This window comes from Flavobacterium galactosi (assembly GCF_048158585.1).
Lineage (GTDB): Bacteria > Bacteroidota > Bacteroidia > Flavobacteriales > Flavobacteriaceae > Flavobacterium > Flavobacterium galactosi.
Window position 1 is genome coordinate 708,047 of the sequence record NZ_JBLNKV010000001.1, and the last position, 22,924, is coordinate 730,970.

The 22,924-nt window shown below is 36.6% G+C and carries 24 protein-coding genes and 2 tRNA genes; 15 read left to right on the forward strand and 11 right to left on the reverse strand.

Features of this window, described 5'->3' with window-relative positions; translation table 11 throughout:
- Positions 1 to 46: 46 nt before the first annotated feature.
- The 3 genes from mce (at position 47) to ACM55M_RS03055 (ending at position 1,066) form a co-directional block, all read left to right on the forward strand.
- On the forward strand, positions 47 to 448 hold the full coding sequence (mce, locus tag ACM55M_RS03045) for a methylmalonyl-CoA epimerase (RefSeq protein WP_416856019.1): 402 nt from the start codon (positions 47 to 49) through the stop codon (positions 446 to 448).
- A gap of 141 nt (positions 449 to 589) precedes the next feature.
- Positions 590 to 663 (forward strand) — tRNA-Ile (locus ACM55M_RS03050).
- A gap of 190 nt (positions 664 to 853) precedes the next feature.
- On the forward strand, positions 854 to 1,066 hold the full coding sequence (locus tag ACM55M_RS03055; protein ID WP_416856020.1) for a hypothetical protein: 213 nt from the start codon (positions 854 to 856) through the stop codon (positions 1,064 to 1,066).
- A gap of 37 nt (positions 1,067 to 1,103) precedes the next feature.
- On the opposite strand, the gene ACM55M_RS03060 is transcribed toward ACM55M_RS03055, so the two are convergent.
- Positions 1,104 to 1,691: a riboflavin synthase gene (locus ACM55M_RS03060; RefSeq protein WP_416856021.1), complete on the reverse strand. Its 588-nt coding sequence runs from the start codon at positions 1,689 to 1,691 to the stop codon at positions 1,104 to 1,106.
- 58 nt (positions 1,692 to 1,749) lie between these two features.
- Here ACM55M_RS03060 and pdxA point away from each other — a divergent pair, with 58 nt between their 5' ends.
- From pdxA to accC, 6 genes are all read left to right on the forward strand, one after another.
- Positions 1,750 to 2,799, forward strand: coding sequence for a 4-hydroxythreonine-4-phosphate dehydrogenase PdxA (gene pdxA, locus ACM55M_RS03065; protein WP_416856022.1), 1,050 nt, complete (start codon positions 1,750 to 1,752; stop codon positions 2,797 to 2,799).
- Between the two features lie 84 nt (positions 2,800 to 2,883).
- A complete protein-coding gene (locus tag ACM55M_RS03070; protein ID WP_416856023.1) occupies positions 2,884 to 3,435 on the forward strand; it encodes a YceD family protein in 552 nt (183 codons plus the stop codon).
- Positions 3,436 to 3,444: 9 nt separating this feature from the next.
- Positions 3,445 to 3,639 carry a 50S ribosomal protein L32 gene (rpmF, locus tag ACM55M_RS03075; RefSeq protein ID WP_007137315.1) on the forward strand — a complete coding sequence of 65 codons (195 nt, stop codon included), beginning with the start codon at positions 3,445 to 3,447 and terminating at the stop codon, positions 3,637 to 3,639.
- A 173-nt stretch (positions 3,640 to 3,812) separates the two neighbouring features.
- Positions 3,813 to 4,811, forward strand: a complete 999-nt coding sequence (locus ACM55M_RS03080) for a beta-ketoacyl-ACP synthase III (RefSeq protein WP_416856024.1) — start codon at positions 3,813 to 3,815, stop codon at positions 4,809 to 4,811.
- Between the two features lie 22 nt (positions 4,812 to 4,833).
- A complete protein-coding gene (gene accB / locus ACM55M_RS03085; RefSeq protein ID WP_416856025.1) occupies positions 4,834 to 5,310 on the forward strand; it encodes an acetyl-CoA carboxylase biotin carboxyl carrier protein in 477 nt (158 codons plus the stop codon).
- A 93-nt stretch (positions 5,311 to 5,403) separates the two neighbouring features.
- Positions 5,404 to 6,750: an acetyl-CoA carboxylase biotin carboxylase subunit gene (accC, locus tag ACM55M_RS03090; RefSeq protein ID WP_416848332.1), complete on the forward strand. Its 1,347-nt coding sequence runs from the start codon at positions 5,404 to 5,406 to the stop codon at positions 6,748 to 6,750.
- Between the two features lie 70 nt (positions 6,751 to 6,820).
- Here accC and ACM55M_RS03095 read toward each other — a convergent pair whose 3' ends face one another.
- Positions 6,821 to 8,686 carry a S9 family peptidase gene (locus ACM55M_RS03095; RefSeq protein ID WP_416856027.1) on the reverse strand — a complete coding sequence of 622 codons (1,866 nt, stop codon included), beginning with the start codon at positions 8,684 to 8,686 and terminating at the stop codon, positions 6,821 to 6,823.
- Between the two features lie 204 nt (positions 8,687 to 8,890).
- On the opposite strand from ACM55M_RS03095, the gene ACM55M_RS03100 reads away from it, so the two are divergent.
- Both ACM55M_RS03100 and mtgA read left to right on the forward strand, forming a co-directional pair.
- Entirely contained in the window at positions 8,891 to 10,003 is a 1,113-nt protein-coding gene (locus ACM55M_RS03100; protein ID WP_416856029.1) for an NAD(P)/FAD-dependent oxidoreductase, read from the forward strand.
- Entirely contained in the window at positions 10,003 to 10,743 is a 741-nt protein-coding gene (gene mtgA, locus ACM55M_RS03105; RefSeq protein WP_416856030.1) for a monofunctional biosynthetic peptidoglycan transglycosylase, read from the forward strand. The genes ACM55M_RS03100 and mtgA overlap by 1 nt, the downstream gene beginning before the upstream one ends.
- Before the next feature lie 79 nt (positions 10,744 to 10,822).
- Here the strand turns inward: mtgA and ACM55M_RS03110 are convergent.
- Positions 10,823 to 10,896, reverse strand: a tRNA-Ala gene (locus ACM55M_RS03110).
- A gap of 127 nt (positions 10,897 to 11,023) precedes the next feature.
- On the opposite strand from ACM55M_RS03110, the gene ACM55M_RS03115 reads away from it, so the two are divergent.
- The 3 genes from ACM55M_RS03115 to ACM55M_RS03125 all read left to right on the forward strand — a co-directional run bounded on the left by ACM55M_RS03115 (position 11,024) and on the right by ACM55M_RS03125 (position 13,202).
- Positions 11,024 to 11,791: an enoyl-CoA hydratase/isomerase family protein gene (locus ACM55M_RS03115; protein ID WP_416856031.1), complete on the forward strand. Its 768-nt coding sequence runs from the start codon at positions 11,024 to 11,026 to the stop codon at positions 11,789 to 11,791.
- A gap of 189 nt (positions 11,792 to 11,980) precedes the next feature.
- A complete protein-coding gene (locus tag ACM55M_RS03120; RefSeq protein WP_416856032.1) occupies positions 11,981 to 12,445 on the forward strand; it encodes a 6-pyruvoyl trahydropterin synthase family protein in 465 nt (154 codons plus the stop codon).
- Between the two features lie 4 nt (positions 12,446 to 12,449).
- Positions 12,450 to 13,202, forward strand: coding sequence for a UDP-2,3-diacylglucosamine diphosphatase (locus ACM55M_RS03125; RefSeq protein ID WP_416856034.1), 753 nt, complete (start codon positions 12,450 to 12,452; stop codon positions 13,200 to 13,202).
- Between the two features lie 3 nt (positions 13,203 to 13,205).
- Here ACM55M_RS03125 and ACM55M_RS03130 read toward each other — a convergent pair whose 3' ends face one another.
- The 6 genes from ACM55M_RS03130 to ACM55M_RS03155 all read right to left on the reverse strand — a co-directional run bounded on the left by ACM55M_RS03130 (position 13,206) and on the right by ACM55M_RS03155 (position 18,892).
- Positions 13,206 to 13,562, reverse strand: a complete 357-nt coding sequence (locus ACM55M_RS03130; RefSeq protein ID WP_416856035.1) for a hypothetical protein — start codon at positions 13,560 to 13,562, stop codon at positions 13,206 to 13,208.
- Positions 13,563 to 13,709: 147 nt separating this feature from the next.
- Entirely contained in the window at positions 13,710 to 14,978 is a 1,269-nt protein-coding gene (locus ACM55M_RS03135) for an MFS transporter (RefSeq protein WP_416856036.1), read from the reverse strand.
- The gene (gene recJ / locus ACM55M_RS03140; protein ID WP_416856037.1) at positions 14,941 to 16,680 is read right to left on the reverse strand and encodes a single-stranded-DNA-specific exonuclease RecJ; all 1,740 of its coding nucleotides are present in this window, start codon (positions 16,678 to 16,680) and stop codon (positions 14,941 to 14,943) included. The genes ACM55M_RS03135 and recJ overlap by 38 nt, the downstream gene beginning before the upstream one ends.
- 48 nt (positions 16,681 to 16,728) lie before the next feature.
- Positions 16,729 to 17,073: a HopJ type III effector protein gene (locus ACM55M_RS03145; protein WP_416856038.1), complete on the reverse strand. Its 345-nt coding sequence runs from the start codon at positions 17,071 to 17,073 to the stop codon at positions 16,729 to 16,731.
- Positions 17,074 to 17,080: 7 nt separating this feature from the next.
- On the reverse strand, positions 17,081 to 17,794 hold the full coding sequence (gene rsmI / locus ACM55M_RS03150; RefSeq protein WP_416856039.1) for a 16S rRNA (cytidine(1402)-2'-O)-methyltransferase: 714 nt from the start codon (positions 17,792 to 17,794) through the stop codon (positions 17,081 to 17,083).
- A gap of 135 nt (positions 17,795 to 17,929) precedes the next feature.
- Positions 17,930 to 18,892, reverse strand: a complete 963-nt coding sequence (locus tag ACM55M_RS03155) for a hypothetical protein (RefSeq protein ID WP_416856040.1) — start codon at positions 18,890 to 18,892, stop codon at positions 17,930 to 17,932.
- A gap of 197 nt (positions 18,893 to 19,089) precedes the next feature.
- Between ACM55M_RS03155 and ACM55M_RS03160 the strand changes: the two genes are divergently transcribed.
- A complete protein-coding gene (locus ACM55M_RS03160; protein ID WP_416856041.1) occupies positions 19,090 to 19,680 on the forward strand; it encodes a thymidine kinase in 591 nt (196 codons plus the stop codon).
- A 252-nt stretch (positions 19,681 to 19,932) separates the two neighbouring features.
- On the opposite strand, the gene rpoN is transcribed toward ACM55M_RS03160, so the two are convergent.
- Both rpoN and asnS read right to left on the reverse strand, forming a co-directional pair.
- Positions 19,933 to 21,399 (reverse strand): RNA polymerase factor sigma-54, encoded by a 1,467-nt coding sequence (gene rpoN, locus ACM55M_RS03165; RefSeq protein WP_416856042.1) that lies wholly within the window; start codon positions 21,397 to 21,399, stop codon positions 19,933 to 19,935.
- A gap of 83 nt (positions 21,400 to 21,482) precedes the next feature.
- Positions 21,483 to 22,919, reverse strand: coding sequence for an asparagine--tRNA ligase (asnS, locus tag ACM55M_RS03170; protein ID WP_416856043.1), 1,437 nt, complete (start codon positions 22,917 to 22,919; stop codon positions 21,483 to 21,485).
- Between the last annotated feature and the right edge of the window lie 5 nt (positions 22,920 to 22,924).

Below are 22,924 nucleotides of genomic sequence, written 5' to 3' on the forward strand. Positions count from 1 at the left end.
TCTGCCTTTAAATTTTATAAATTAATCTTAGTTGAATATTTAAATAATGAGAAAAATAGAACATATTGGAATTGCAGTTAACGATTTAGAAACGTCAAATTTAATTTTCGAAAAGCTATTTGGTGTTCCGGCTTATAAGTTCGAAGAAGTGGAAAGTGAAGGGGTTGCGACTTCTTTCTTTAATATTGGTCCTAATAAAATTGAGCTTTTAGCAGCCACTAATCCCGATAGTCCTATTGCGAAATTTATTGCCAAGAAAGGAGAAGGAATACATCATGTCGCTTTTGATGTAGCGGATATCGTACTGGAAATAGCGCGTTTAAAAAAAGAAGGCTTTGTTGTTTTGAATGAAATCCCAAAGAAAGGGGCCGATAACAAACTAGTCGCTTTTTTACATCCAAAAAGCACGAATGGTGTTTTGATTGAGCTATGTCAGGAAATACGATAATTTTTTTTAGATAAAAAGGTAGGATTCTAATCTTCAGTTGGTTTCGATTAGTAAATTCTTAATAATGAAACTATCTGAAAATCTAAGTCAAAAATATTTGGAGCAAATGAAAAATAGTAGTAATATTGCAAACTCTTAACCGGTCCTATAGCTCAGTTGGTTAGAGCACCTGACTCATAATCAGGTGGTCCCTGGTTCGAGCCCAGGTGGGACCACATAAAAAGCCTTTCAAAATTCTTGAAAGGCTTTTTTTATAACAATATAAAAAGCAAATTTCATGTAAAAAAATCATACTTTTGTCACGAATACTCTTGTTTTTGTTAAAACGATATGTTTTTTTTGCAAAAGAATAAATATGATGGAAAAATATTCGTGTTAGATAATTATCTCTTATTTTTCTGATTTATGAAAGTTATTAAAAAAAAATTTTTCACTATAATCTTATTTACGCTTGGCATTTTTAATGTTTTGGCTGCAGGTCCTCCTGCGCCAGCGCCTCCGCCTCCGCCTCCAGGTTTGCCTATTGATGAAAATATTTTTATTTTAATGATAATTGCAGTTCTATTTGGTATTTATATCATTTGTAGCTTTAAATTAAAAACAAAAACTCCAATTTAAATTGGAGTTTTTGTTTTTATAGGGTTTTTGTGGTTTTCTATTTGTTGGCGTATAGTCTTGCGACGTATTTGCCTATTACGTCAAACTCAAGATTAATTTTTGTGCCTACTTTAAAGGAATTAAAATTGGTATGTTCATGCGTATATGGGATAATTGCTACGCTAAACTGATTTTTATTTGAGTTTACTACAGTCAAACTTACTCCGTTTACCGTAATTGAACCTTTTTCAATGGTAATGTTGTTTAGTGTTTCGTCATATTCGAAAGTATAAAGCCAACTTCCATTAGTTTCGTCGGCTACGATGCAAGTTCCTATTTGGTCAACATGGCCTTGAACTATATGGCCGTCGAGTCTGTCGCCCAACTTCATTGCTCTTTCAAGATTTACCCTGTCTCCCTCTTGCCAGGAACCTAAATTTGTTTTTTTTATAGTCTCATCAATGGCAGTTACGGTATAGGAAGTGTCATTTAAGGCAACTACCGTCAAACAGATTCCATTGTGAGCTACGCTTTGGTCTATTTGTAATTCGCTGGTGATTGATGAATTCATTGTGATATGAATGTTGTCTTTCTCTTTTTTTATTTCTTGGATTACACCAAGGGTTTCTATGATTCCTGTAAACATTTCTTATTTTATTTTACTAAATTTGCACTTCAAAATTAGCAATAAATAACGTGAGGTCATGATGAAAAAAGCAGAAAATATAATCGTAGGAATTTCTATAGGAGATTTGAACGGTATTGGAAGCGAAGTGGTACTGAAAACATTCGAAGATTCTCGCATGTTGGAACTTTGTACACCAGTTATTTTTGCCAATGTTAAAATAATGTCATTTGTAAAAAAGAGTTTCGAATCTGCTTCTACGCTTCATGGGATTGATAGGTTAGATCAAATTGTTCTGGGTAAGATTAATATTTTGAATCTTTGGAAAGAGGGCATTGATTTAAATCCAGGCACAAATGATGAGAAGGTAGGGGAATATGCTATAAAATCTTTTGTTGCCGCAACCAAAGCTTTGAAAGAGGGATTGATTGATGTGTTAGTAACAGCGCCAATTAATAAATACAACATACAGTCAGAAACGTTTAAATTTCCGGGTCATACTGATTATTTAAATCAAGAGTTAGAAGGAAATGCGTTAATGTTGATGGTTCAGGATAATTTAAGGGTTGGTTTGTTGACAGATCATATTCCTTTGAGTGAAGTTGCATCACATTTGACAGAAGAATTGATTAAGCAAAAAATAGAAACCGTAAAGCAATCGTTAATTCAGGATTTTAGTATTAACAAGCCGAAAATTGCTGTTTTAGGATTGAATCCACATTGTGGTGATGGAGGAGTTATAGGTACAGAAGACGATTTGATAATAAAACCGGCATTGAAAAAAATATTTGATAAAGGAACGTTAGTTTTTGGTCCTTTTGCGGCAGATGGGTTTTTTGGCAGCAATCAATATGAGAAATATGATGCTGTTATTGCAACTTACCACGATCAGGGTCTAATCCCTTTCAAAACATTATCTTTTGGAAAAGGAGTGAATTATACGGCAGGTTTAAATAAAATTAGAACCTCGCCAGACCATGGTACCGCTTATGATATTGCAGGAAAAGGTATAGCGGATTACAACTCCTTTAAAGAGGCAATTTATCTTGCGATAGATATCTTTCATTCTAGAAATCAATACAAGGAAATCAGTCAAAAACCTTTGAAAACAAAAGAAAAACAGTTGTGAACAAAAAAAGGTGAATAACATTATTAGATTTGTAATAATTTTATATCTTTGCACTCCCGAAGTTTAGGGTAAATTGTTGTTGAAATGAGCAAGACAAAAGAATATTTAATTCCTTTCGTAGGATTAAAGCTAGGGAAACATCAATTTGAATATCAAATAAGTAATGCGTTCTTTGAAATCTTTGATTATAATGAATTTCAAAATTCAGACATCAAAGTAAATGTAGTTTTAGAGAAAAAAAGTACAATGCTGGAGTTAAGTTTAAAGCATAAAGGAACTGTAAATGTTCCTTGCGATCTTACCAGTGAAGATTTTGATTTGCCTGTTAAAGGTAAAATGAAATTGATTGTTCGTTTTGGAGAAATGTATAATAGTGACAATGAAGAATTGTTGATTTTACCACACGGAGAGTTTGAAGTAGATATTGCACAATATATCTATGAAATGATAGTATTGTCTGTGCCTCTAAGACGAGTTCATCCAGGAATAAAAGACGGAAGTTTAAATACCGAAGCCTTGACAAAACTGAAAGAACTGACAATAAAAGAACAAAAAAAAGAGCATAAACAAGAACAAAAAGAAGAAAATATTGACCCGCGTTGGGACAAATTAAAGCAACTATTAACGGATAAATAATATAGTAAAATGGCGCATCCTAAGAGAAAAATCTCCAAAACAAGAAGAGATAAAAGAAGAACACATTACAAAGCTACTGTAGCACAAATCGCGACTTGCCCAATCACAGGGGAAGCACATTTATACCACAGAGCCTACTGGCATGAAGGGAAAATGTATTACAGAGGGCAAGTTGTTATAGATAAATCTGTAGCTGTTGCTTAATACATTTTTGTAAATGATATTCGAACTCTCACATCGTGAGAGTTTTTTTGTTGTTTATAATTTTCATTAAATAAGAAGTTCTAAATCAATACGTTTTGGTATTTTTTTTGTAATTTTCAAGTCTTTTAAGAATTTTTCAAATGGTAGCATTTGATAAGAAATAATCGAATACAATGAATACAATTACCGCCGCAATTACCGCTGTTGGAGGCTATGTGCCAGACTTTGTGCTTTCAAACAAAGTGCTAGAAACAATGGTTGACACAAATGACGAGTGGATTACCTCCCGTACAGGAATAAAAGAAAGAAGAATCCTTAAAGATGAAGATAAAGGAACTTCCTACTTAGCCATTATGGCAGCAAAAGATTTATTGGCTAAAGCAAACATTGACCCTTTAGAAATAGATTTATTAATAATGGCAACCGCTACCCCGGACATGCCGGTAGCATCAACAGGTGTTTATGTGGCCACTGAAATAGGAGCTATAAATGCTTTTTCTTACGATTTACAAGCCGCATGTTCCAGTTTTTTATATGGAATGTCAACAGCTGCAGCTTATATTCAATCGGGTAGATATAAAAAAGTACTTTTGATTGGGGCTGATAAAATGTCCTCTATCGTTGATTATACGGATAGATCAACCTGTATTATTTTTGGGGATGGTGCCGGAGCAGTTTTATTCGAACCTAATTATGAAGGTTTGGGATTGCAAGATGAATATTTGCGTAGTGATGGTGTAGGTCGTGACTTTTTAAAAATTCCCGCTGGAGGTTCTTTAGTTCCTACAACTTTCGAAACTGTAAAAGACAATAGACACAATATCATCCAAGATGGTAAAACTGTTTTTAAATATGCAGTTACAAATATGGCTGATGCCAGTGAACTTATTTTGAAAAGAAATAATCTGACCAATGACGATGTAGATTGGTTAGTTCCGCATCAAGCAAATAAAAGAATCATTGACGCTACAGCGAGCCGAATGAATTTAGAAGATTCAAAAGTTTTAATGAACATAGAAAAATACGGAAATACCACTTCTGCAACGTTGCCTTTAGTACTTTACGATTTTGAATCTTTATTTAAAAAAGGAGATACTATTATTTTTGCAGCTTTTGGAGGAGGATTTACCTGGGGCTCTATTTACTTAAAATGGGCATACGATAAAAAATAAATTTAAACTAAAATAAATAATTATGGATTTAAAAGAAATTCAAAATCTAATCAAGTTTGTAGCAAATTCAGGTGTTGCAGAAGTTAAATTAGAGATGGATGATGTTAAAATCACCATTAGAACAACTTTAGAGGGGAATGTAACGGAGACCACATATGTTCAACAAATGCCGGCTCAAAACGCACTTCCACAAGTAGCTCCACAACAAATCGCTCCCGTTGTAGCTGTTGCTGAAGCTCCAGTAGTAGAAAATTCTCATTATATCACTATAAAATCTCCAATTATTGGAACTTTCTATAGAAAACCATCGCCGGATAAACCTATGTTTGTTGAAGTAGGGAAGACTATTTCTAAAGGAGATGTGCTTTGTGTTATTGAAGCAATGAAATTATTTAACGAAATTGAATCTGAAGTGTCTGGTAAAATTGTAAAAATATTGGTTGACGATATGTCTCCAGTAGAATTTGACCAACCATTATTCTTAGTAGATCCATCATAAGAAATTTTGAATGATGAATTTTGAATGAGAAATTGTTTTTCGATCATTCAAATAATTTAAAATTTATAATTTATAATTTAAAATTTCAAGAAGATGTTTAAAAAAATACTAATTGCAAATAGGGGAGAAATTGCGCTTCGCGTAATTAGAACATGCAAGGAAATGGGTATAAAAACAGTGGCTGTTTATTCTACTGCTGATGCTGAAAGTTTGCATGTAAAGTTTGCTGACGAAGCGGTTTGTATAGGGCCACCTCCAAGTAACTTATCCTATTTGAAAATGTCAAATATTATTGCCGCTGCCGAAATTACGAACGCAGATGCAATACATCCAGGTTATGGATTCCTTTCTGAAAATTCAAAATTTTCTAAAATTTGTCAAGAACATGGTATCAAATTCATCGGAGCATCTCCTGAAATGATTGATAGAATGGGTGACAAAGCTTCTGCAAAAGCAACTATGATTGAAGCTGGTGTTCCATGTGTTCCAGGTTCAGTAGGAATTTTAGAATCATATGAACAAGCCTTGCAATTATCGAGAGATTTTGGTTATCCAGTAATGCTTAAAGCAACTGCTGGTGGCGGTGGAAAAGGAATGCGAGCTGTTTGGAAAGAAGAGGAATTGTTGAAAGCTTGGGAAGGTGCCCGTCAGGAATCTGCAGCCGCTTTTGGAAATGATGGAATGTATCTGGAAAAATTAATCGAAGAACCTCGTCATATTGAGATCCAAGTAGTAGGTGATGCTTACGGAAAAGCTTGTCATCTTTCTGAAAGAGATTGTTCCGTTCAAAGACGTCATCAAAAATTGACTGAAGAGACTCCATCTCCATTTATGACAGATGAACTTCGTGCTAAAATGGGTGAAGCAGCTGTAAAAGCAGCAGAATACATTAAATATGAAGGTGCCGGTACAGTAGAATTTTTGGTTGACAAACACCGTAATTTCTACTTTATGGAAATGAATACCCGTATTCAGGTAGAGCATCCTATTACAGAACAAGTTATTGATTATGACTTGATCCGTGAGCAAATTATGGTTGCTGCTGGAATACCTATTTCAGGAAAAAACTATTTGCCACAATTGCATGCCATCGAATGTAGAATAAATGCGGAAGATCCTTATAATGATTTCCGTCCGTCTCCAGGAAAAATCACAACACTTCATATGCCAGGAGGACACGGTGTTCGTTTAGACACGCATGTTTATTCGGGTTATACTATTCCGCCAAATTATGATTCCATGATTGCAAAGTTGATTACAACTGCACAGTCACGCGAAGAAGCGATTAGCAAAATGAGAAGAGCATTAGATGAATTTGTGATTGAAGGTATAAAAACTACCATTCCATTTCACAGACAATTAATGGATGATCCAAGATACATTGCAGGAGATTATACAACTGCTTTCATGGATACTTTCAAAATGAACGATCCAGAATAATTTAGAATATTCAATTCAAAATATAAAACCTCACGAAAGTGAGGTTTTTGTTTTATAAACGTAATTCAAATTAAAGAGTTTCTTTCAGCCATTTGAAAAACTCCCCTTGCCAAACCTGAGCGTTCTGCGGTTTTAAAACCCAATGATTTTCTTCCGGAAAATATAAGAATCTACTTTTTATACCTTGCAATTGAGCTGCTTGAAAAGCTTCCTGTCCTTGACCAATTGGTACCCGAAAATCTTTACCACCTTGAATAATTAAAATAGGTTTATTCCACTTCTCGACCCTATTTATTGGGTTGAATGTAGTATAGGCTTTTTGTGCTATTGTATTTTCTTTTTCCCAATAAGGACCATCAAAGTCCCAATTACAAAAGAAAACTTCCTCAGTAGTTCCGAACATGCTTTGGGTATTAAAAACGCCATCGTGAGCAATAAATGTTTTAAATCGGTTGTGGTGAATTCCTGCTAAATAAAATACAGAATAACCACCATAACTGGCACCCACGCATCCCAAACGTGCTGCGTTAACATATTCTTCTTTCGTTATATCGTCAATAGCCGAAAGATAATCGTCCATTACTTGTCCTCCCCAGTCTTTACTAATCTGCTCATTCCATTCCACTCCATGACCCTGCATTCCACGACGGTTTGGCGCCACTACAATATAACCGTTAGCAGCCATTAACTGGAAATTCCAACGGAAGGAATAGCCTTGTGTCAATGGAGCTTGTGGTCCTCCTTGACAAAATAAAAGAGTTGGATATTTTTTTGATGCATCAAAATTAGGAGGGAGTATTAGCCAAACCAACATTTTTTTGCCATCGGTGGTGGTAATGTATCTTCTCTCGGTTTTGCTTAACGACAAGGAATTATAGACAGCAGTATTTACGTTTGATAGTTGTTTCCAGATGTTTTCATTTAAATTAAAAGAAAAAATTTCTGATGCATGATTCATGTCGGTTCTGGTAATGATGATCTCGTTGCCTGAAAAACCAATTAAATCATTGACGTCAAAATCGCCAGTAGTGATTTGGCTAACCTTGATTGCTCCCGAAGCTTCGGGATTTGTCAGTCCGGGAAAATTAACTTCAAATAACTGTTTTGTCCCATCAATTGGTGCAATAAAATAGATTTTTTGTCCATCATTACTCCAAATAAAATGATTTACGGTGCCATCCCAATTAGCTGTCAGGTTCCTGTTCATTCCTTCAAAACTAACAATTATATCATTTTTATCGGCCTCGTAACCATCACGTTTCATCTGTAGCCAAGCCAGATTTCCTGTAGGAGAAAATTGTGGAGCAGTATCGTAACCCAGATTTTCTTCGGTTCGGTTAATGGTTTTTCCAGTTTCCAGATTGTACTCGAAAATATTAGTATTGGTAGAAGTAGCGTATGCTGTTCCCGCTTTTTTCTTGCAAACATATAAAATGCTTTTGCTATCTGGTGACCAGATATAATCTTCATCACCGCCAAAAGGTTTTTGTGGGCTATCAAAATTCTCTCCTTTCAGAATGTCAATCCCTGCAGCACCTTCTTTGTTTTCTTTGTAAAAAACATGGTTGAATTTGCCTTCGTTCCAAGTGTCCCAATGACGATAATCCAATCCATTGTAGATTTGAACTTCTGATTTTTCCAGTTCCGGATAAAAATCTTTTCCGAGAACCTTGTCGATTTTTACTTCTTCATTATAAACAATATATTTCCCGTCTGGAGAAATATTCTTGTCTTTTAATACGGCTTCGGTCTCTTTTATTTCGGTTGGATTTCCACCAATTGTGGATAAGGTGTAAAATGTTGTCTCCGATTTATTTTCTGTGACGGAAGGAGTTTCAACTTTATAGACTACACTTTTTTCATCTTTGGAAATACCTAAAGGAGTTATTCTTCCTAATTTCCAAAGTAACTCGGGGGTCATTACATCTTGTGCCATAGCATATAAACGAATTAAAATATTTTTTTCTTCTTAGCTATAAAAATAGCCAATTTAATTTGATGTTTGTCGTTTTGATAATTGCTTTTTAGCCCCGATAATAGTGGAAATCCTTTTATTTTTTTTCTTTAAAAAAATAAAAGATTATAACGGATAGCGGGATTGGCTTCTAAAAATTATTATTTTTATAAAAAATATTTGGACATGGATTTGAGTTATTGGGAATTAAAAAACTGGTTTACAAACGTAGATTACACGATTGTAGGAAGCGGTATTGTGGGCTTGCATGCTGCATTACGCTTGCGCGAAAGATTTCCTGACAGTAAAATTCTTGTACTGGAAAAAGGGATGTTGCCACAAGGGGCCAGTACAAAAAATGCCGGTTTCGCCTGTTTTGGAAGCCTTTCGGAAATTATAGACGATTTAAAATCCCATTCAGAAGAGGAAGTACTCAATCTCGTTCAAAAACGGTGGAAAGGCCTGCAATTGTTACGAAAAAGACTTGGTGACGACACGATTGATTTTAAGCCTTACGGCGGTTATGAGTTGTTTTTGAATACCGATGAAAATAGTTATGACGAATGCGTTGGGAAATTGCCTTTCATCAATGAAATTTTAAGATTACTTTTTAAAGCGGATGTTTTTGCTAAAGAAGTGGATCGTTTCGGGTTTGGCGGCATTCAGGAGTATTTGATTTTTAATCCTTTCGAAGCGCAGATTGATGCCGGAAATATGATGCAAGGATTGCTGAAACAGACTAGTAATGAAAATATTTTGATTCTGAATCAACAAACGGTAACATCGTTTATAGATAAAGAAAATGGTGTCGAAGTGGCGCTTGGAGATTTTAGTTTTGTCACTAAGAAATTATTGTTTGCCACCAACGGTTTTGCAAATGCGCTGACCAATGGAGCGGTAAAACCGGCCAGGGCACAAGTTTTGATTACAGAGCCCATTAAAAATTTAGATATAAAAGGTACGTTCCATCTCGATAGAGGTTATTATTATTTCAGGAATATTGGCGACAGAATATTGTTAGGCGGGGGTAGAAACCTTGATTTTGAGACGGAAACAACAACCGAATTTGGTCAAACAGAAATTGTACAAAAAAAATTGGAACAATTATTAAAAGAAGTAATTTTGCCGAATCAGGATTTCGAAATTGCACACCGTTGGAGCGGAATCATGGGCATTGGCAACAGCAAGAATCCTATCGTTTCGCAACTATCAGATAATGTATATTGTGGCGTCCGATTGGGAGGAATGGGAGTGGCCATAGGAAGTTTAATAGGAAAAGAATTAGCAGAATTAGTATAATGGCAACGAGAATAACACCAAAAAGATCAAAACAACCCGCAAAAAAAGAATCAACAACATTTATGAACAAACTAACCCGTTTTTTATTTAAAGTTTTTTTATGGTTTATTGGGCTCTCTTTGTTTTTTGTGGTGCTTTTTAAATTTGTTCCGGTGCCGTTTACTCCTTTGATGGTGATTCGTGCCATTGAAAATAAAGTTGCTGGAAAAGAAGTTTATTTCAGCCATGATTGGGAACCTCTTGAAAATATATCCGTTAATTTACAAAAAGCAGTGATTGCCAGTGAAGATGGAACTTTTTTGAAACACAATGGTTTCGATTTTACTGCAATGCAAAAAGCCTATAAAAGCAATGAAAGAGGCCGAAGAATAAAAGGCGGAAGTACGATATCACAACAAACTGCCAAGAATGTATTTCTTTGGCAAGGGCGTAGTTATTTAAGAAAAGGATTGGAAGCTTATTTCACCGTTTTGATAGAAACCATCTGGGGAAAAAAACGCATCATGGAAGTGTATTTGAATAGTATCGAAATGGGCGACGGTGTATATGGTGCGGAAGCAGCGGCGCAGCACTGGTATAGAAAAGATGTCTCAAGTTTGACACTACAACAAGCCGCAGGAATTGCCGCGATTTTACCTAATCCAAGAAAATATTCGGCTACCAGTTCTTCGTCTTATATCAATAATAGAAAATCTAAAATTGTCCGTATCATGCGACATGTGGGGAAACTAGAATATTAGATTTGTTGGTTAGAAGATAATCGCACAAAAACTAAAAAACCGTAAACTCTTAATTAAAAGATTTTACGGTTTTGTTTTGTGGAGAATACCGGATTCGAACCGGTCACCTCTTGCCTGCCAGGCAAGCACTCTAGCCAAATGAGCTAATCCCCCAAACTAGATCGCAAATATAAGATATTAATAAAGCAAAAAGCAAATTTCATAAATACAAATCCATACTATTTGAAAAAAAAGCAAAAGCATCCTTTACTTTTTTTAACTTTACATCAAAATAGGTGCTATGGTAACAGAAATTCCAACAGGTTCGCTCATCACAACAATCGAAAATAAAATCGCAACAGTTGAATTTGGTCATCCGGCGAGCAATTCCTTTCCAAGAGAATTGTTAGACCGTCTAACAAAGGAGTTCAATAGGTTGAGTACGAATGCTGCTGTATCGGTGATTATTGTAAAAAGCGAAGGCACGGCTGCTTTTTGTGCCGGAGCTTCGTTTGATGAACTTTTGGCGGTTTCTAGTCTAGAAGAAGGAACCAGATTCTTCTCGGGATTTGCACATTTGATTAATGCCATGAGAAATTGCTCCAAACTAATTGTTGGGCGCATTCACGGAAAAGCAGTTGGGGGTGGCGTAGGAATTGCTTCGGCTTGCGACTATATATTGGCAACAAGCAATGCTTCGATCAAATTATCAGAGTTGGCGATAGGAATTGGACCCTTTGTAATTGAACCCGTAGTTTCCAGAAAAATTGGAAAAATGGCCATGGCCGAAATGACTCTGGCAGCACACGAATGGAAAACCGCCGATTGGGCAAAAGACAAGGGTTTGTATGCCAATACTTTCGAAACTATCCAAGAACTTGATAGTGCTGTAGCTGATTTCAGTGCTAAATTATCGAGCTATAATCCAGAGGCCTTAGCCGAAATGAAAAAAGTGTTGTGGGAAGGAACCCAAGATTGGGAAACACTATTGCTGGAACGTGCCGCTATTTCGGGGAGATTAGTATTATCTGATTTTACCAAAAAGGCGTTGTCTCAATTTAAAAAGTAATCTTTTTAGAATTTGTTTCAGGAGCTATTTCCTGCTGTCCACTATATCTTTTGAGAAGGTGAAGAAAAATCACCTTCTCAAAAGGATGCCGTTTCCATCAGGGCTAGGCACCATTGGAATCCAAATACCAAGATTTACAACTCATTTCTCATATCAATTTGCTAAATTTGCATTCAAAATTAAACTTCGATGAGCAATATCAGAATTACAAAACAATTTAGTTTCGAAACCGGTCATGCTTTGTATGGTTATGACGGGAAATGTAAAAATGTTCATGGGCATAGTTATAAATTGTCAGTAACCGTTATAGGGCAGCCAATCGAAAACCGTAACGACGTAAAGTTTGGAATGGTAATCGATTTTTCTGATTTGAAGAAAATTGTAAAAGAAGAAATTGTAGATCAATTTGACCATGCAACGGTTTTTAACGAGACCACTCCTCATATTGAATTGGCATACGAATTGAAGAATCGGGGGCATCACGTTATTTTGGTAGATTATCAACCAACAAGCGAGAATATGGTAGTCGATTTTTCTCAAAGAATAATGAGGAGATTACCGGAAGGAATTAAATTGTTCTCCCTAAAATTACAGGAAACCGAATCTTCTTTCGCCGAATGGTTTGCAAGTGACAATATGAAATCGATACTGTAGCTTCATGAAATTACCCAATAACAAAAAAATATATTTCGCCTCCGATCAACACTTTGGAGCCCCAACCCCGGAATTGAGTTTTCCAAGAGAACAAAAATTTGTGGCTTGGCTCGATGAAGTGAAAAAAGATGCGGAAGCTATTTTTTTAGTGGGTGATTTATTTGACTTTTGGTTCGAATACAAAACAGTGGTTCCCAAAGGGTTTGTTCGTGTTTTGGGCAAACTTGCCGAAATTCGCGACGGCGGAATTCCTATATATTTCTTCGTGGGAAATCACGATTTATGGATGGAAGACTATTTTCAGAAAGAATTGAATATTCCGGTGTACCACGACAATCAAGAATATACTTTTGGAGATAAAACGTTTTTAGTGGGGCATGGCGATGGGAAAGGTCCCGGCGACTTGGGGTACAAACGCATGAAAAAAGTGTTTACAAATCCATTCTCAAAATGGCTTTTTAGATGGCTTCATCCTGATATTGGAGTAGGATTGGCGCAATATCTTTCGGTGAAAAATAAATTGATTTCCGGAGATGAAGATGTGACCTTTCTTGGAGAAGACAAGGAATGGTTGATTCTCTATTCCAAAAGAAAACTAGAAACCAAACATTACAATTACCTTGTTTTTGGACACCGTCACTTGCCAATGAAAGTAACGGTTGGTGAAAATTCCGAATATGTTAATCTTGGTGACTGGATAACGTATTTCACGTATGGTGTTTTTGATGGCGATACTTTCGAAATCAAAAAAGTATGAAAACTAATTCATCCCTACACCATGTAAATAATCATCCAGATTCATTTTAAACAAAGTCCCTTCCACCAAGTCTTTTACGGCATTTAATTCTTCCATGGAAACGGACAAATCAATTTGGGAACAAGGTGTTTTTAGTAAGAATTTGTGGCATTTGTTTTTAAGTTCGCAATCGTCACAACATTTATTTAGTATGCTACTTTCTTCAATGCAATATTTAAAAATTTGGAGTTCGTGTTTGGTAAAATAAAACCCCGTTTCTCTAAAAATCAATTGAATTTTGTCTGTCAATACTTCATCTTCTTTTTTCCAGTAAAAAGAAGTTCCTGAATCATTGTAGTATATCTGTTTTATTTCTTTCATTTGAAAATTGTTTGAAACAAATATAATAATTATTTAGATTTATTCTAAATAAAAAAATATAAAAAAAGAATAAAAAATCGGTAAGAAATCCTGAGATTATTTTACCGACTAGCTATATAAAGTGTTTTGAGAAAAAAGCTCTGTTTGTTAATCGCCTTTTTCATGTTCGTCAATGTCCTTTTGTAAATCCAGTTTTCTAAAGGCTGGCGAGAATATTCCCGTTCCAAGCACTATCAAAAGTGTCATGCTTCCGCCAAAAACAACTGCAGTTACCGTTCCCATTAATTTTGCTGTTAATCCACTTTCAAAAGCACCCAATTCATTGGAAGAGCCCACAAAGATTGAATTCACTGCCGAAACTCGGCCCCGCATGTGATCCGGAGTTTTCAATTGCAAAATAGTTTGACGTATCACCACCGAAATTCCATCAACAGCACCGCTTAAAAATAATGCCAATACAGACAACCAGAAAATAGTGGAAAGTCCAAAGACAATGATACAGATTCCAAAAGCAAAAATCGCTGACAAAAGCTTTATTCCCGCGTTTTTATTCATTGGCACATAGGCTGAAATAATCAGTGTTAAGAAAGAACCAACAGCTGGAGCAGCTCGCAACACACCAAAACCTTCAGGTCCGACTTTTAAAATATCCTGGGCAAAAATAGGTAACAAAGCTACCGCTCCGCCAAAAAGAACCGCCGCCATATCCAGCGATAAAGCTCCCAAAATGGTTTTGTTGTTGAAAACAAATTTCACGCCCTCTTTCAAACTTTCCATAATGGGTTCCCCAATTTTTGGATTCAAAATAGGCTTGGCTGCTATTTGGGACAAAACGATTAAAGAAAAAACGGAACATAAAAAAACGGAACACATTGACCAGTGAACACCAATCAAAGTAATTGAAAAACCCGCTACAGCAGGTCCTAAAACAGCGCCTATTTGCCAAACCGTACTACTCCATGTGGCTGCGTTTGGATACACTTTTTTCGGAACAATCAATGATAAAAGCGAAAATATCGTTGGGCCGAGGAAAGAGCGTACAATTCCCCCCAGAAAAACCAAAAAATAAATGCCATACAAAATTACTTTTGTAGAATACCCACTTACAATGGGCGGCCATGTTAACATGAACAACCCAAAACTGATTGCCGAAAATCCTAAAATACACTTGAAAAGAAGTCCTTTTTTTTCCTTTTGATCCACAATGTGTCCTGCGAATAAGGCCATAGCAATAGCAGGAATTATTTCCATTAATCCAATGATTCCAAGTGAAAGTGGATCTTTGGTGATGCTGTATACTTGCCATTCAATAACAATAAACTGCATGGACCAGGCAAAAACCATGGCGAAACGTAATAATAAAAAAGTGTTGAATTCTTTATAACGCAAGGCTGCGTAGGGATCGTGTTTTTTCATTTTTGGAACCTAATTGTTTAATATCTCTTAATCTTAATTGTAAACTTACATTTCCTTTCCATTCATTTTCATCAATAGAATAAACTATTTCAAAAGGTTGTCCGTTTTTAGTAGTTTCTAATTTATTGCCCAAGCCAAAACCAATCGCAGCAATGCCTTCGGAATTATTTTGTTTTACAAACAGTTTTAAATGCTCGTCTTCTTGTCCCATTGGTTTTCCGTAACCAGTGTCTTTTGCATTTTTGGTCAGGAAAACGGGTGTCATGTTTTGGGGTCCAAAAGGCTCGAATTGTTTTAGAATCCGAGTCAGTTTTGGCGTAATATCGGCAAAATTGATTTCGGCGTCAACCGAGATTTCCGGAGTCAGCATATCAGGATGAATGGTTTTTTCCACTTCTTTTTCGAAAGCATCTTTGAAAAGCTGATAATTTTCTTCCTTTAAAGTCATTCCGGCTGCATACATGTGACCGCCAAATTGCTCTAAATGTTCGGCACAAGCTTCCAATGCATTATAAACATCAAATCCTTTTACGGAACGCGCCGAAGCTGCATATTTATCGCCACTTTTGGTAAAAACTAAGGTTGGACGATAATAGGTTTCTATCAAGCGGGAAGCCACAATTCCAATTACCCCTTTGTGCCAATCTTCTTGAAAAACTACGGAAGTGAATCGCTCTTTTTCCTGATTGTCTTCAATTTGCGAAAGTGCTTCTTTGGTGATTTGTTTGTCTAATTCTTTTCGATCCGAATTGTATTTTTCGATTTCAGAGGCAAATTGTTGCGCCTGCTCAAAATTAAATTCGGTTAATAATTCCACCGCATGATTGCCGTGTTTGATGCGTCCCGCAGCATTTATTCTAGGGGCGATGATAAAAACGACATCGGTAATATCTAAGGTTTGTTTTTTTACTTGGTGAATCAAAGCTTTGATTCCGGGTCTCGGTTGAGTGTTGATGACTTGTAATCCAAAATATGCCAAAACCCTGTTTTCGCCAGTCATCGGTACAATATCAGCCGCAATTGCAGCTGCCACTAAATCCAAATAAGGGAACAAGTCTTCAATAGTTTCCTCACGGTTTTGGCCTAAAGCCTGAATCAATTTGAAACCAATTCCACAGCCGCATAATTCATCGTAAGGATAGTTACAATCGTCCCGTTTTGGATCGAGAACGGCAACGGCTTCGGGTAAATTTTTCCCGGGTCTGTGGTGATCACAAATGATAAAATCAATGTTTCGCTCTTTGGCGTAAACCACATGATCAATGGATTTTATACCGCAATCCAGAGCAATAATAAGCGAAAATCCATTATCATCGGCAAAGTCAATACCTTTAAAAGAAATTCCGTACCCTTCATCATAACGATCCGGAATATAAGTGGTAACGTTAGGATAATAGGTTCTTAAATACGAAGAAACGAGCGAAACAGCTGTTGTCCCATCAACATCATAATCGCCGAAAACGAGAATATTTTCCTGATTTTCAATTGCGTTTTCAATTCGTTTCACTGCCTTTTCCATATCTTTCATCAAGTACGGATCGTGTAAATCATCTAAACTGGGACGAAAAAATCGTTTGGCATCTTCAAAAGTTTCAATGCCACGTTGCACTAATAAGGTGGCCACAAAATCTTCCACATTCAAAGCTTGAGCGAGATGTTTCACGGTTTCTTCGGAAGGTTTTGATTTAATGGTCCAACGCATATAGTTTGGTTTTTATAGTTAGGAAAGAGTTTTACAATTTTAGCAATGCTATTTTGAGATCAAAGCTATTCTATCAAATCGAATTCCGTTCCATCCTGTTTTCATGAAATTACGAATGTTTTGATGATCCGTTCCTTCTGGGTTTTTCAAAACGTCGTCAAAATAATAGGCTCCAAAACAGGCCAATGTTTCTGCTTCTGTTAAATTTTGTAATTGGGCGAAAGCAAATATTTTGCAAGAACCGGAATTTTCTCCTGCGGTATTGATTTGAGAACCGTTGTGAAATGTAGTTGGAGTAAAAGTATAGTTTTCTTCAATGGTGGCAATGGTATCAGTAAATGCGATTGCTTCTGGAGTTTGTCTTAGTTTCTCTAAGAAAGATGTTGTATTCATATTTATATTATTCTTCTGATGAAAATTTTGATTTTTTAGGGTCTTTAGTAATTATTTTTCCACTTACCACCACGACGATTTCTCCTCTTGGCGCTGTTTTTTCAAAATGGGCTACGACTTCTTTAACCGTTCCACGAATGTTTTCTTCGTGCATTTTTGATAATTCCCGTGAAACTGATATTTGGCGGTCTTCGCCAAAATAGGTGATGAACTCCGCTAAAGTCTTTACTAATTTATGCGGGGAAACATACAAAATCATGGTTCTGGTTTCTTCTGCTAAAGCTAAATAGCGAGTTTGACGTCCTTTTTTGTCAGGCAAAAATCCTTCAAAAACAAACTTGTCATTGGGTAAACCGCTATTGACTAATGCAGGAACGAAAGCCGTTGCGCCGGGTAAACATTCCACATCAATTCCATTTTCTACACAAGCGCGGGTCAATAAAAAACCGGGATCAGAAATGGCAGGCGTTCCCGCATCCGAAATCAAGGCGATATTTTCTCCTGCTTTCAATCTGGAAATTAAATTTTCGATGGTTTTGTGTTCGTTGTGCATGTGATGGCTATACATATGTGTGCCAATTTCGAAATGCTTCAACAATTTTCCACTGGTTCGCGTGTCTTCGGCGAGAATCAAATCGACTTCTTTAAGAATCCGAATCGCTCGAAAAGTCATGTCTTCGAGATTGCCGATAGGCGTGGGAACGATATATAATTTTGACATAAATTAAAAAATTAAACGCATCCCGAATTTTCGAGATAAGAAGTAAAACGGAATGAATTTTAAAACTTAAAATCCATTCCGTTTTTTATTATTTTGTTTTTGTTCAAAGGAACACTCAGAGCAATTCAAACAGAATTACAAGAATTTTTTCTCGATAATGTCCATAAAACGTTCCTCGTAATCTTGTTTTCCTTCCCAGTTATTATAATCTGGTTTTACCATTTCCTGAATAAAATCTCTGGTTTCGTAGAACGTATCAAACGTGATTAATTGATTTAAAACACGGTTGTAATCCTCGCTGCTGTTGCCAAAAAGGTGTTTTGTAAATGCAATGCGATCATTCAAATCGATAGTGATGTTTTTTGCTAATTTTTCGTTTAAGGAAGGTGTTTTTGGTTCCACCGGTTCCGGTTTCACTTCTTCAAAGGTGTCCAATTGTTTTTCTTCGAAATCAATGGCAATGGCGGTAGGAATGTTTTCTAGCGGATGTACTTTTACAAACTGGGCATCACTATAATTTCCCCCTAATAAATCTTCGAAAGAAATCTGTACTGCTTCCGGCTTCTTTGGCGTTTCAATTTCAGCTACTTTTTCTTCTTCAACTTCTTCCTCTTCTTCTGATAATTCGAAAGCAGGAAGGAATGGAGGAGTTTCCGGCGCGGTTATTTCTTCTTCAATTGCGGTTTCCTCTTCCGTTACTATTTCTTCTTCAATTGCAGGTTCTTCCACAGCAACGATTTCTTCTTTTTTCTCTAAAGGCGTTTCGGTAGTTTCCTCAGAAATTATTTTTTCGGCAACAATAGTTGCAGCTGGTTGAAATAGCCCAGTTTTTTCTACTATGATTTCTTCAACAACGGTTTTGTTTTCAGGTTGCACAGTTTCTTTTTGGTCAAAAACTTCTTCAATTTTTTTTTCTATTTCAGTAATTCCAATAGTTGGTTTTACGTCACTAAAATGCTCGTCTACAAATCGCAAGACAGAAAGTTTTTCATACAGTTTCTGCGTTTCCAGATATAATTGATTGATATCAGATTTATTTTTTAGTTGTAATATTCTGTGTGCAATGCTGATTAAATCGGCTTCCAATTTTTTTTTCATAACTTTGAAATTATAGTGTGTTAGGCGGGTCTTTTTCAATAAATTTCTTCCTGAGTTTTATTTAGCATAAGGAAGAAGTAACCTTTAATAAAAATGTCATACTTTTGAAACGACGTAAAAGTATAAAATTTTCAAGTCGGTTTTATCCGTTACAAAGTAATAAAAACTATTCATTCTTTAAGTCAGAAAAATACAAAATGTTTCTCGAAAATACAGTAAATCATAAAGAACAATTTGGTTGGATTGAAGTCATTTGTGGCTCCATGTTTTCGGGTAAAACCGAGGAACTCATCCGCCGCTTGAAAAGAGCGCAATTTGCGAAACAAAAGGTTGAAATTTTCAAACCAGAAATTGATACACGCTATCATGACGATAGGGTAGTTTCGCATGACGCTAACGAAATCCGTTCCACGCCCGTTCCAGCTGCTGCAAATATTGCTATTTTGGCGCAAGGTTGTGATGTGGTGGGCATTGACGAAGCGCAGTTTTTTGATGACGAAATCGTTAAAATTTGTAACGATTTGGCGAACCAAGGAATCCGTGTCATTGTTGCCGGATTGGATATGGATTTCAAAGGAAATCCTTTTGGTCCGATGCCCGCATTAATGGCCACTGCCGAATATGTGACCAAAGTGCACGCCGTATGCACCCGCACCGGAAATCTGGCGAATTACAGTTTTCGTAAAACCGATAATGACAAACTCGTCATGTTAGGGGAAACCGAAGAATACGAACCGTTGAGCCGTGCCGCTTATTATCATGCGATGCGGAAAGATCAGGAGAAGTAAATCCTCTCCCCTCCCGAAGCTTCGGGACTCTCCAAAGGAGAGGGAGCCAGAACTGGATTGAAATATAAAAGTATGAAAATTTAAAAAACCCTTTTAGAGTTTAAAACTCTGAAAGGGTTTTTCATTTTGTAGAAACATTGTTTTTTTGGATTGCTTTAAAGAAAAACTGCGCAATAAAAACAGATAATCCATAATGTTTATTTATCAGTACTAAATCTCAAATCGTTAATCAGCAATCTAAAACCAATAATCTTACATTTTTTTCCTCATTCTCGCCACCGGAATATCGAGTTGTTCTCTGTATTTTGCAATCGTCCTTCTTGCAATTGGATAGCCTTTTTCTTTAAGAATTTCGGCTAGTTGATCGTCTGGAAGTGGTTTCTTCTTGTCTTCTTCCTCAATAGTATTCTGAAGAATTTTCTTGATTTCCAGCGTAGAAACATCTTCCCCTTGATCATTTTTCATCGATTCCGAAAAGAATTCTTTTATCAGCTTGGTACCATAAGGCGTTTCCACGTATTTGCTGTTGGCCACACGCGAAACAGTCGAGATATCAAGACCTACCATATCGGCAATGTCTTTTAGAATCATCGGTTTCAACTTGGTTTCATCGCCGTCGAGGAAATATTCTTCCTGATAATGCATAATGGCATTCATGGTTACAAAAAGCGTTTCTTGGCGTTGGCGTATCGCATCAATAAACCATTTAGCCGAATCCAGTTTTTGTTTGATAAATTGTACCGCATCTTTTTGCTGCGCTGATTTATCACGTGAATCCTTATAGGTTTGCATCATTTCCTGATAATCTTTGGAAACGTGAAGGGAAGGGGCATTTCGTCCGTTTAAGGTCAATTCCAGTTCACCATCCACAATTCGGATGGCAAAATCAGGAACTACATTTTCAGTAACTTTATTGTTTCCGGTAAAGGAACCACCTGGTTTTGGATTCAGTTTCTCTATTTCGTGAATGGCTTTTTTAAGCTGCTCATTCGAAACATTGTATTTTTGAATTAATTTATCGTAATGCTTTTTGGTAAACGCATCAAACTGATTTTCGATAATATCGGTTGCTAAGGCAATGTATTCCGTTGGGGTTTTGTGTTTTAATTGCAACAACAAACATTCCTGCAAATCACGTGCTCCCACGCCCGAAGGTTCCAGTTCATGGATGACCTGCATCATTTTTTCCACCATTTTCTCATCGGTGTAAATCCCTTGGGTAAATGCCATATCGTCCACCATATCAGGAACACTGCGACGGATATAACCCATGTCATCGATGCTTCCTACCAGAAATTCGGCAATTTCACGCTCTTCATCATTCAGGATGAACGTATTCAACTGATTGATTAAATCTTGGTGAAAACTTACAGGAGCCGCAAAAGGCGTTTCGCGATCATCGTCATCGTCACTGTAATTGTTGGCCTGTGTTTTATAATCGGGTGTTTCGTCGTTGCTTAAATATTCGTCGATGTTAATGTCTTCGGCATCAATTCGCTCCGATTCGGCATCATCATAATCATCATAATCTTCGTTGTCGAACTCATCTTTCTCGTAATCCTCTTCCTCTTTTCCAGTTTCCAAGGCTGGATTTTCGTTCATTTCTTCCAATAAACGTTGTTCGAAAGCTTGCGTAGGCAATTGAATTAATTTCATCAACTGGATTTGTTGAGGAGATAATTTCTGGGATAATTTTAAATTTAAGAATTGCTTTAGCATTTTTATTGTTTAAAAGTTTAAGGTTTAAGGTTTAAGGTTACAGAAATTTCGACAACTTTAAACTTTAAACCTGAAACAAATTTTTAGAATTCCGCATTCATTGGCGTTCTAGGAAAAGGGATCACATCACGAATGTTGGTCATTCCCGTTACAAACAATACCAATCTTTCAAATCCAAGGCCAAAACCGGAGTGGACCGCTGAACCGAATCTTCTAGTGTCTAAATACCACCATAATTCTTCTTCGTCAATTCCCAAGGCTTTCATTTTTTCAACCAAAACATCAAAACGCTCTTCTCTTTGTGAACCGCCCACGATTTCTCCAATTCCCGGGAAAAGGATATCCATCGCGCGAACTGTTTTTCCGTCTTCATTCAAACGCATGTAAAAGGCTTTGATATTTGCTGGATAGTCAAACAAGATTACCGGACATTTAAAGTGTTTTTCCACCAAATAACGCTCGTGTTCACTTTGTAAATCGGCACCCCATTCGTTAATGATATAGTTGAATTTTTTCTTTTTATTTGGCGTACAATCTCTTAAAATATCAATTGCTTCCGTGTACGAAACACGTTTGAAATTGTTTTCCAAAACAAAGTTTAATTTGTCAAGTAAAGCCATTTCGCTTCTCTCCGCAACTGGTTTCGATTTCTCTTCGTCCAATAAACGTCCTTCAAGGAATTTCAAATCTTCCGGACATTTGTCCATCGTGTATTTGATTACATACTGAATAAAATCTTCGGCTAGATCCATGTTGTCGTTCAAATCATTGAAAGCCACTTCCGGCTCAATCATCCAAAATTCCGCAAGGTGACGCGAAGTATTCGAGTTTTCGGCTCTAAATGTGGGTCCAAAAGTATAAATCTGACCCAAAGCCATGGCAAAAGTTTCTCCTTCCAGTTGTCCCGAAACCGTAAGGTTCGTTTCTTTCCCGAAGAAATCTTCCTTGTAATTCACTTTCCCGTCTTCGGTTCTTGGTGTTCCGTCAAATGGTAAAGCGGTAACTTTGAACATTTCACCGGCACCTTCCGCATCCGATCCCGTGATGATAGGCGTATTCACATACACAAAACCTTTCTCCTGAAAATAACTGTGAACGGCAAACGACAATACGGAACGTACTCTCATAATCGCACCAAACATATTGGTACGCACTCTTAAATGCGCATTTTCACGCAAGAAATCCAAGCTCGGTTTGTTTTTTGGTTGTATAGGGAACTTCTCCGCATCCGAATCTCCAAGGATTTCCAGTTTGGCTACCTGAATTTCAAATTGTTGTCCCGCGCCTTTACTTTCTACCAAAGTTCCTGTTACAGATATTGCTGCACCAGTAGTAATTCTCTTTAAAGTCTCATCCGGAGTATTCTCAAAATCGACAACACATTGTATATTATTGATAGTTGAACCATCGTTCAACGCGATAAATTGATTGTTTCTAAAAGTTCTCACCCATCCTTTTGCATTAACTTCATGAAGCGTCGTGGTACTGTTTAGTAAGTCTTTAACTTTTGTGTGTCTCATTTTAA

What these genes read in the sequence shown, in the direction of transcription:
- mce (WP_416856019.1), top strand. Translation starts at nt 47, where the DNA reads ATGAGAAAAATAGAACATATTGGAATTGCAGTTAACGATTTAGAAACG.
- ACM55M_RS03055 (WP_416856020.1), top strand. Translation starts at nt 854, where the DNA reads ATGAAAGTTATTAAAAAAAAATTTTTCACTATAATCTTATTTACGCTT.
- ACM55M_RS03060 (WP_416856021.1), bottom strand. Translation starts at nt 1,691, where the DNA reads ATGTTTACAGGAATCATAGAAACCCTTGGTGTAATCCAAGAAATAAAA.
- pdxA (WP_416856022.1), top strand. Translation starts at nt 1,750, where the DNA reads ATGATGAAAAAAGCAGAAAATATAATCGTAGGAATTTCTATAGGAGAT.
- ACM55M_RS03070 (WP_416856023.1), top strand. Translation starts at nt 2,884, where the DNA reads ATGAGCAAGACAAAAGAATATTTAATTCCTTTCGTAGGATTAAAGCTA.
- rpmF (WP_007137315.1), top strand. Translation starts at nt 3,445, where the DNA reads ATGGCGCATCCTAAGAGAAAAATCTCCAAAACAAGAAGAGATAAAAGA.
- ACM55M_RS03080 (WP_416856024.1), top strand. Translation starts at nt 3,813, where the DNA reads ATGAATACAATTACCGCCGCAATTACCGCTGTTGGAGGCTATGTGCCA.
- accB (WP_416856025.1), top strand. Translation starts at nt 4,834, where the DNA reads ATGGATTTAAAAGAAATTCAAAATCTAATCAAGTTTGTAGCAAATTCA.
- accC (WP_416848332.1), top strand. Translation starts at nt 5,404, where the DNA reads ATGTTTAAAAAAATACTAATTGCAAATAGGGGAGAAATTGCGCTTCGC.
- ACM55M_RS03095 (WP_416856027.1), bottom strand. Translation starts at nt 8,686, where the DNA reads ATGGCACAAGATGTAATGACCCCCGAGTTACTTTGGAAATTAGGAAGA.
- ACM55M_RS03100 (WP_416856029.1), top strand. Translation starts at nt 8,891, where the DNA reads ATGGATTTGAGTTATTGGGAATTAAAAAACTGGTTTACAAACGTAGAT.
- mtgA (WP_416856030.1), top strand. Translation starts at nt 10,003, where the DNA reads ATGGCAACGAGAATAACACCAAAAAGATCAAAACAACCCGCAAAAAAA.
- ACM55M_RS03115 (WP_416856031.1), top strand. Translation starts at nt 11,024, where the DNA reads ATGGTAACAGAAATTCCAACAGGTTCGCTCATCACAACAATCGAAAAT.
- ACM55M_RS03120 (WP_416856032.1), top strand. Translation starts at nt 11,981, where the DNA reads ATGAGCAATATCAGAATTACAAAACAATTTAGTTTCGAAACCGGTCAT.
- ACM55M_RS03125 (WP_416856034.1), top strand. Translation starts at nt 12,450, where the DNA reads ATGAAATTACCCAATAACAAAAAAATATATTTCGCCTCCGATCAACAC.
- ACM55M_RS03130 (WP_416856035.1), bottom strand. Translation starts at nt 13,562, where the DNA reads ATGAAAGAAATAAAACAGATATACTACAATGATTCAGGAACTTCTTTT.
- ACM55M_RS03135 (WP_416856036.1), bottom strand. Translation starts at nt 14,978, where the DNA reads ATGAAAAAACACGATCCCTACGCAGCCTTGCGTTATAAAGAATTCAAC.
- recJ (WP_416856037.1), bottom strand. Translation starts at nt 16,680, where the DNA reads ATGCGTTGGACCATTAAATCAAAACCTTCCGAAGAAACCGTGAAACAT.
- ACM55M_RS03145 (WP_416856038.1), bottom strand. Translation starts at nt 17,073, where the DNA reads ATGAATACAACATCTTTCTTAGAGAAACTAAGACAAACTCCAGAAGCA.
- rsmI (WP_416856039.1), bottom strand. Translation starts at nt 17,794, where the DNA reads ATGTCAAAATTATATATCGTTCCCACGCCTATCGGCAATCTCGAAGAC.
- ACM55M_RS03155 (WP_416856040.1), bottom strand. Translation starts at nt 18,892, where the DNA reads ATGAAAAAAAAATTGGAAGCCGATTTAATCAGCATTGCACACAGAATA.
- ACM55M_RS03160 (WP_416856041.1), top strand. Translation starts at nt 19,090, where the DNA reads ATGTTTCTCGAAAATACAGTAAATCATAAAGAACAATTTGGTTGGATT.
- rpoN (WP_416856042.1), bottom strand. Translation starts at nt 21,399, where the DNA reads ATGCTAAAGCAATTCTTAAATTTAAAATTATCCCAGAAATTATCTCCT.
- asnS (WP_416856043.1), bottom strand. Translation starts at nt 22,919, where the DNA reads ATGAGACACACAAAAGTTAAAGACTTACTAAACAGTACCACGACGCTT.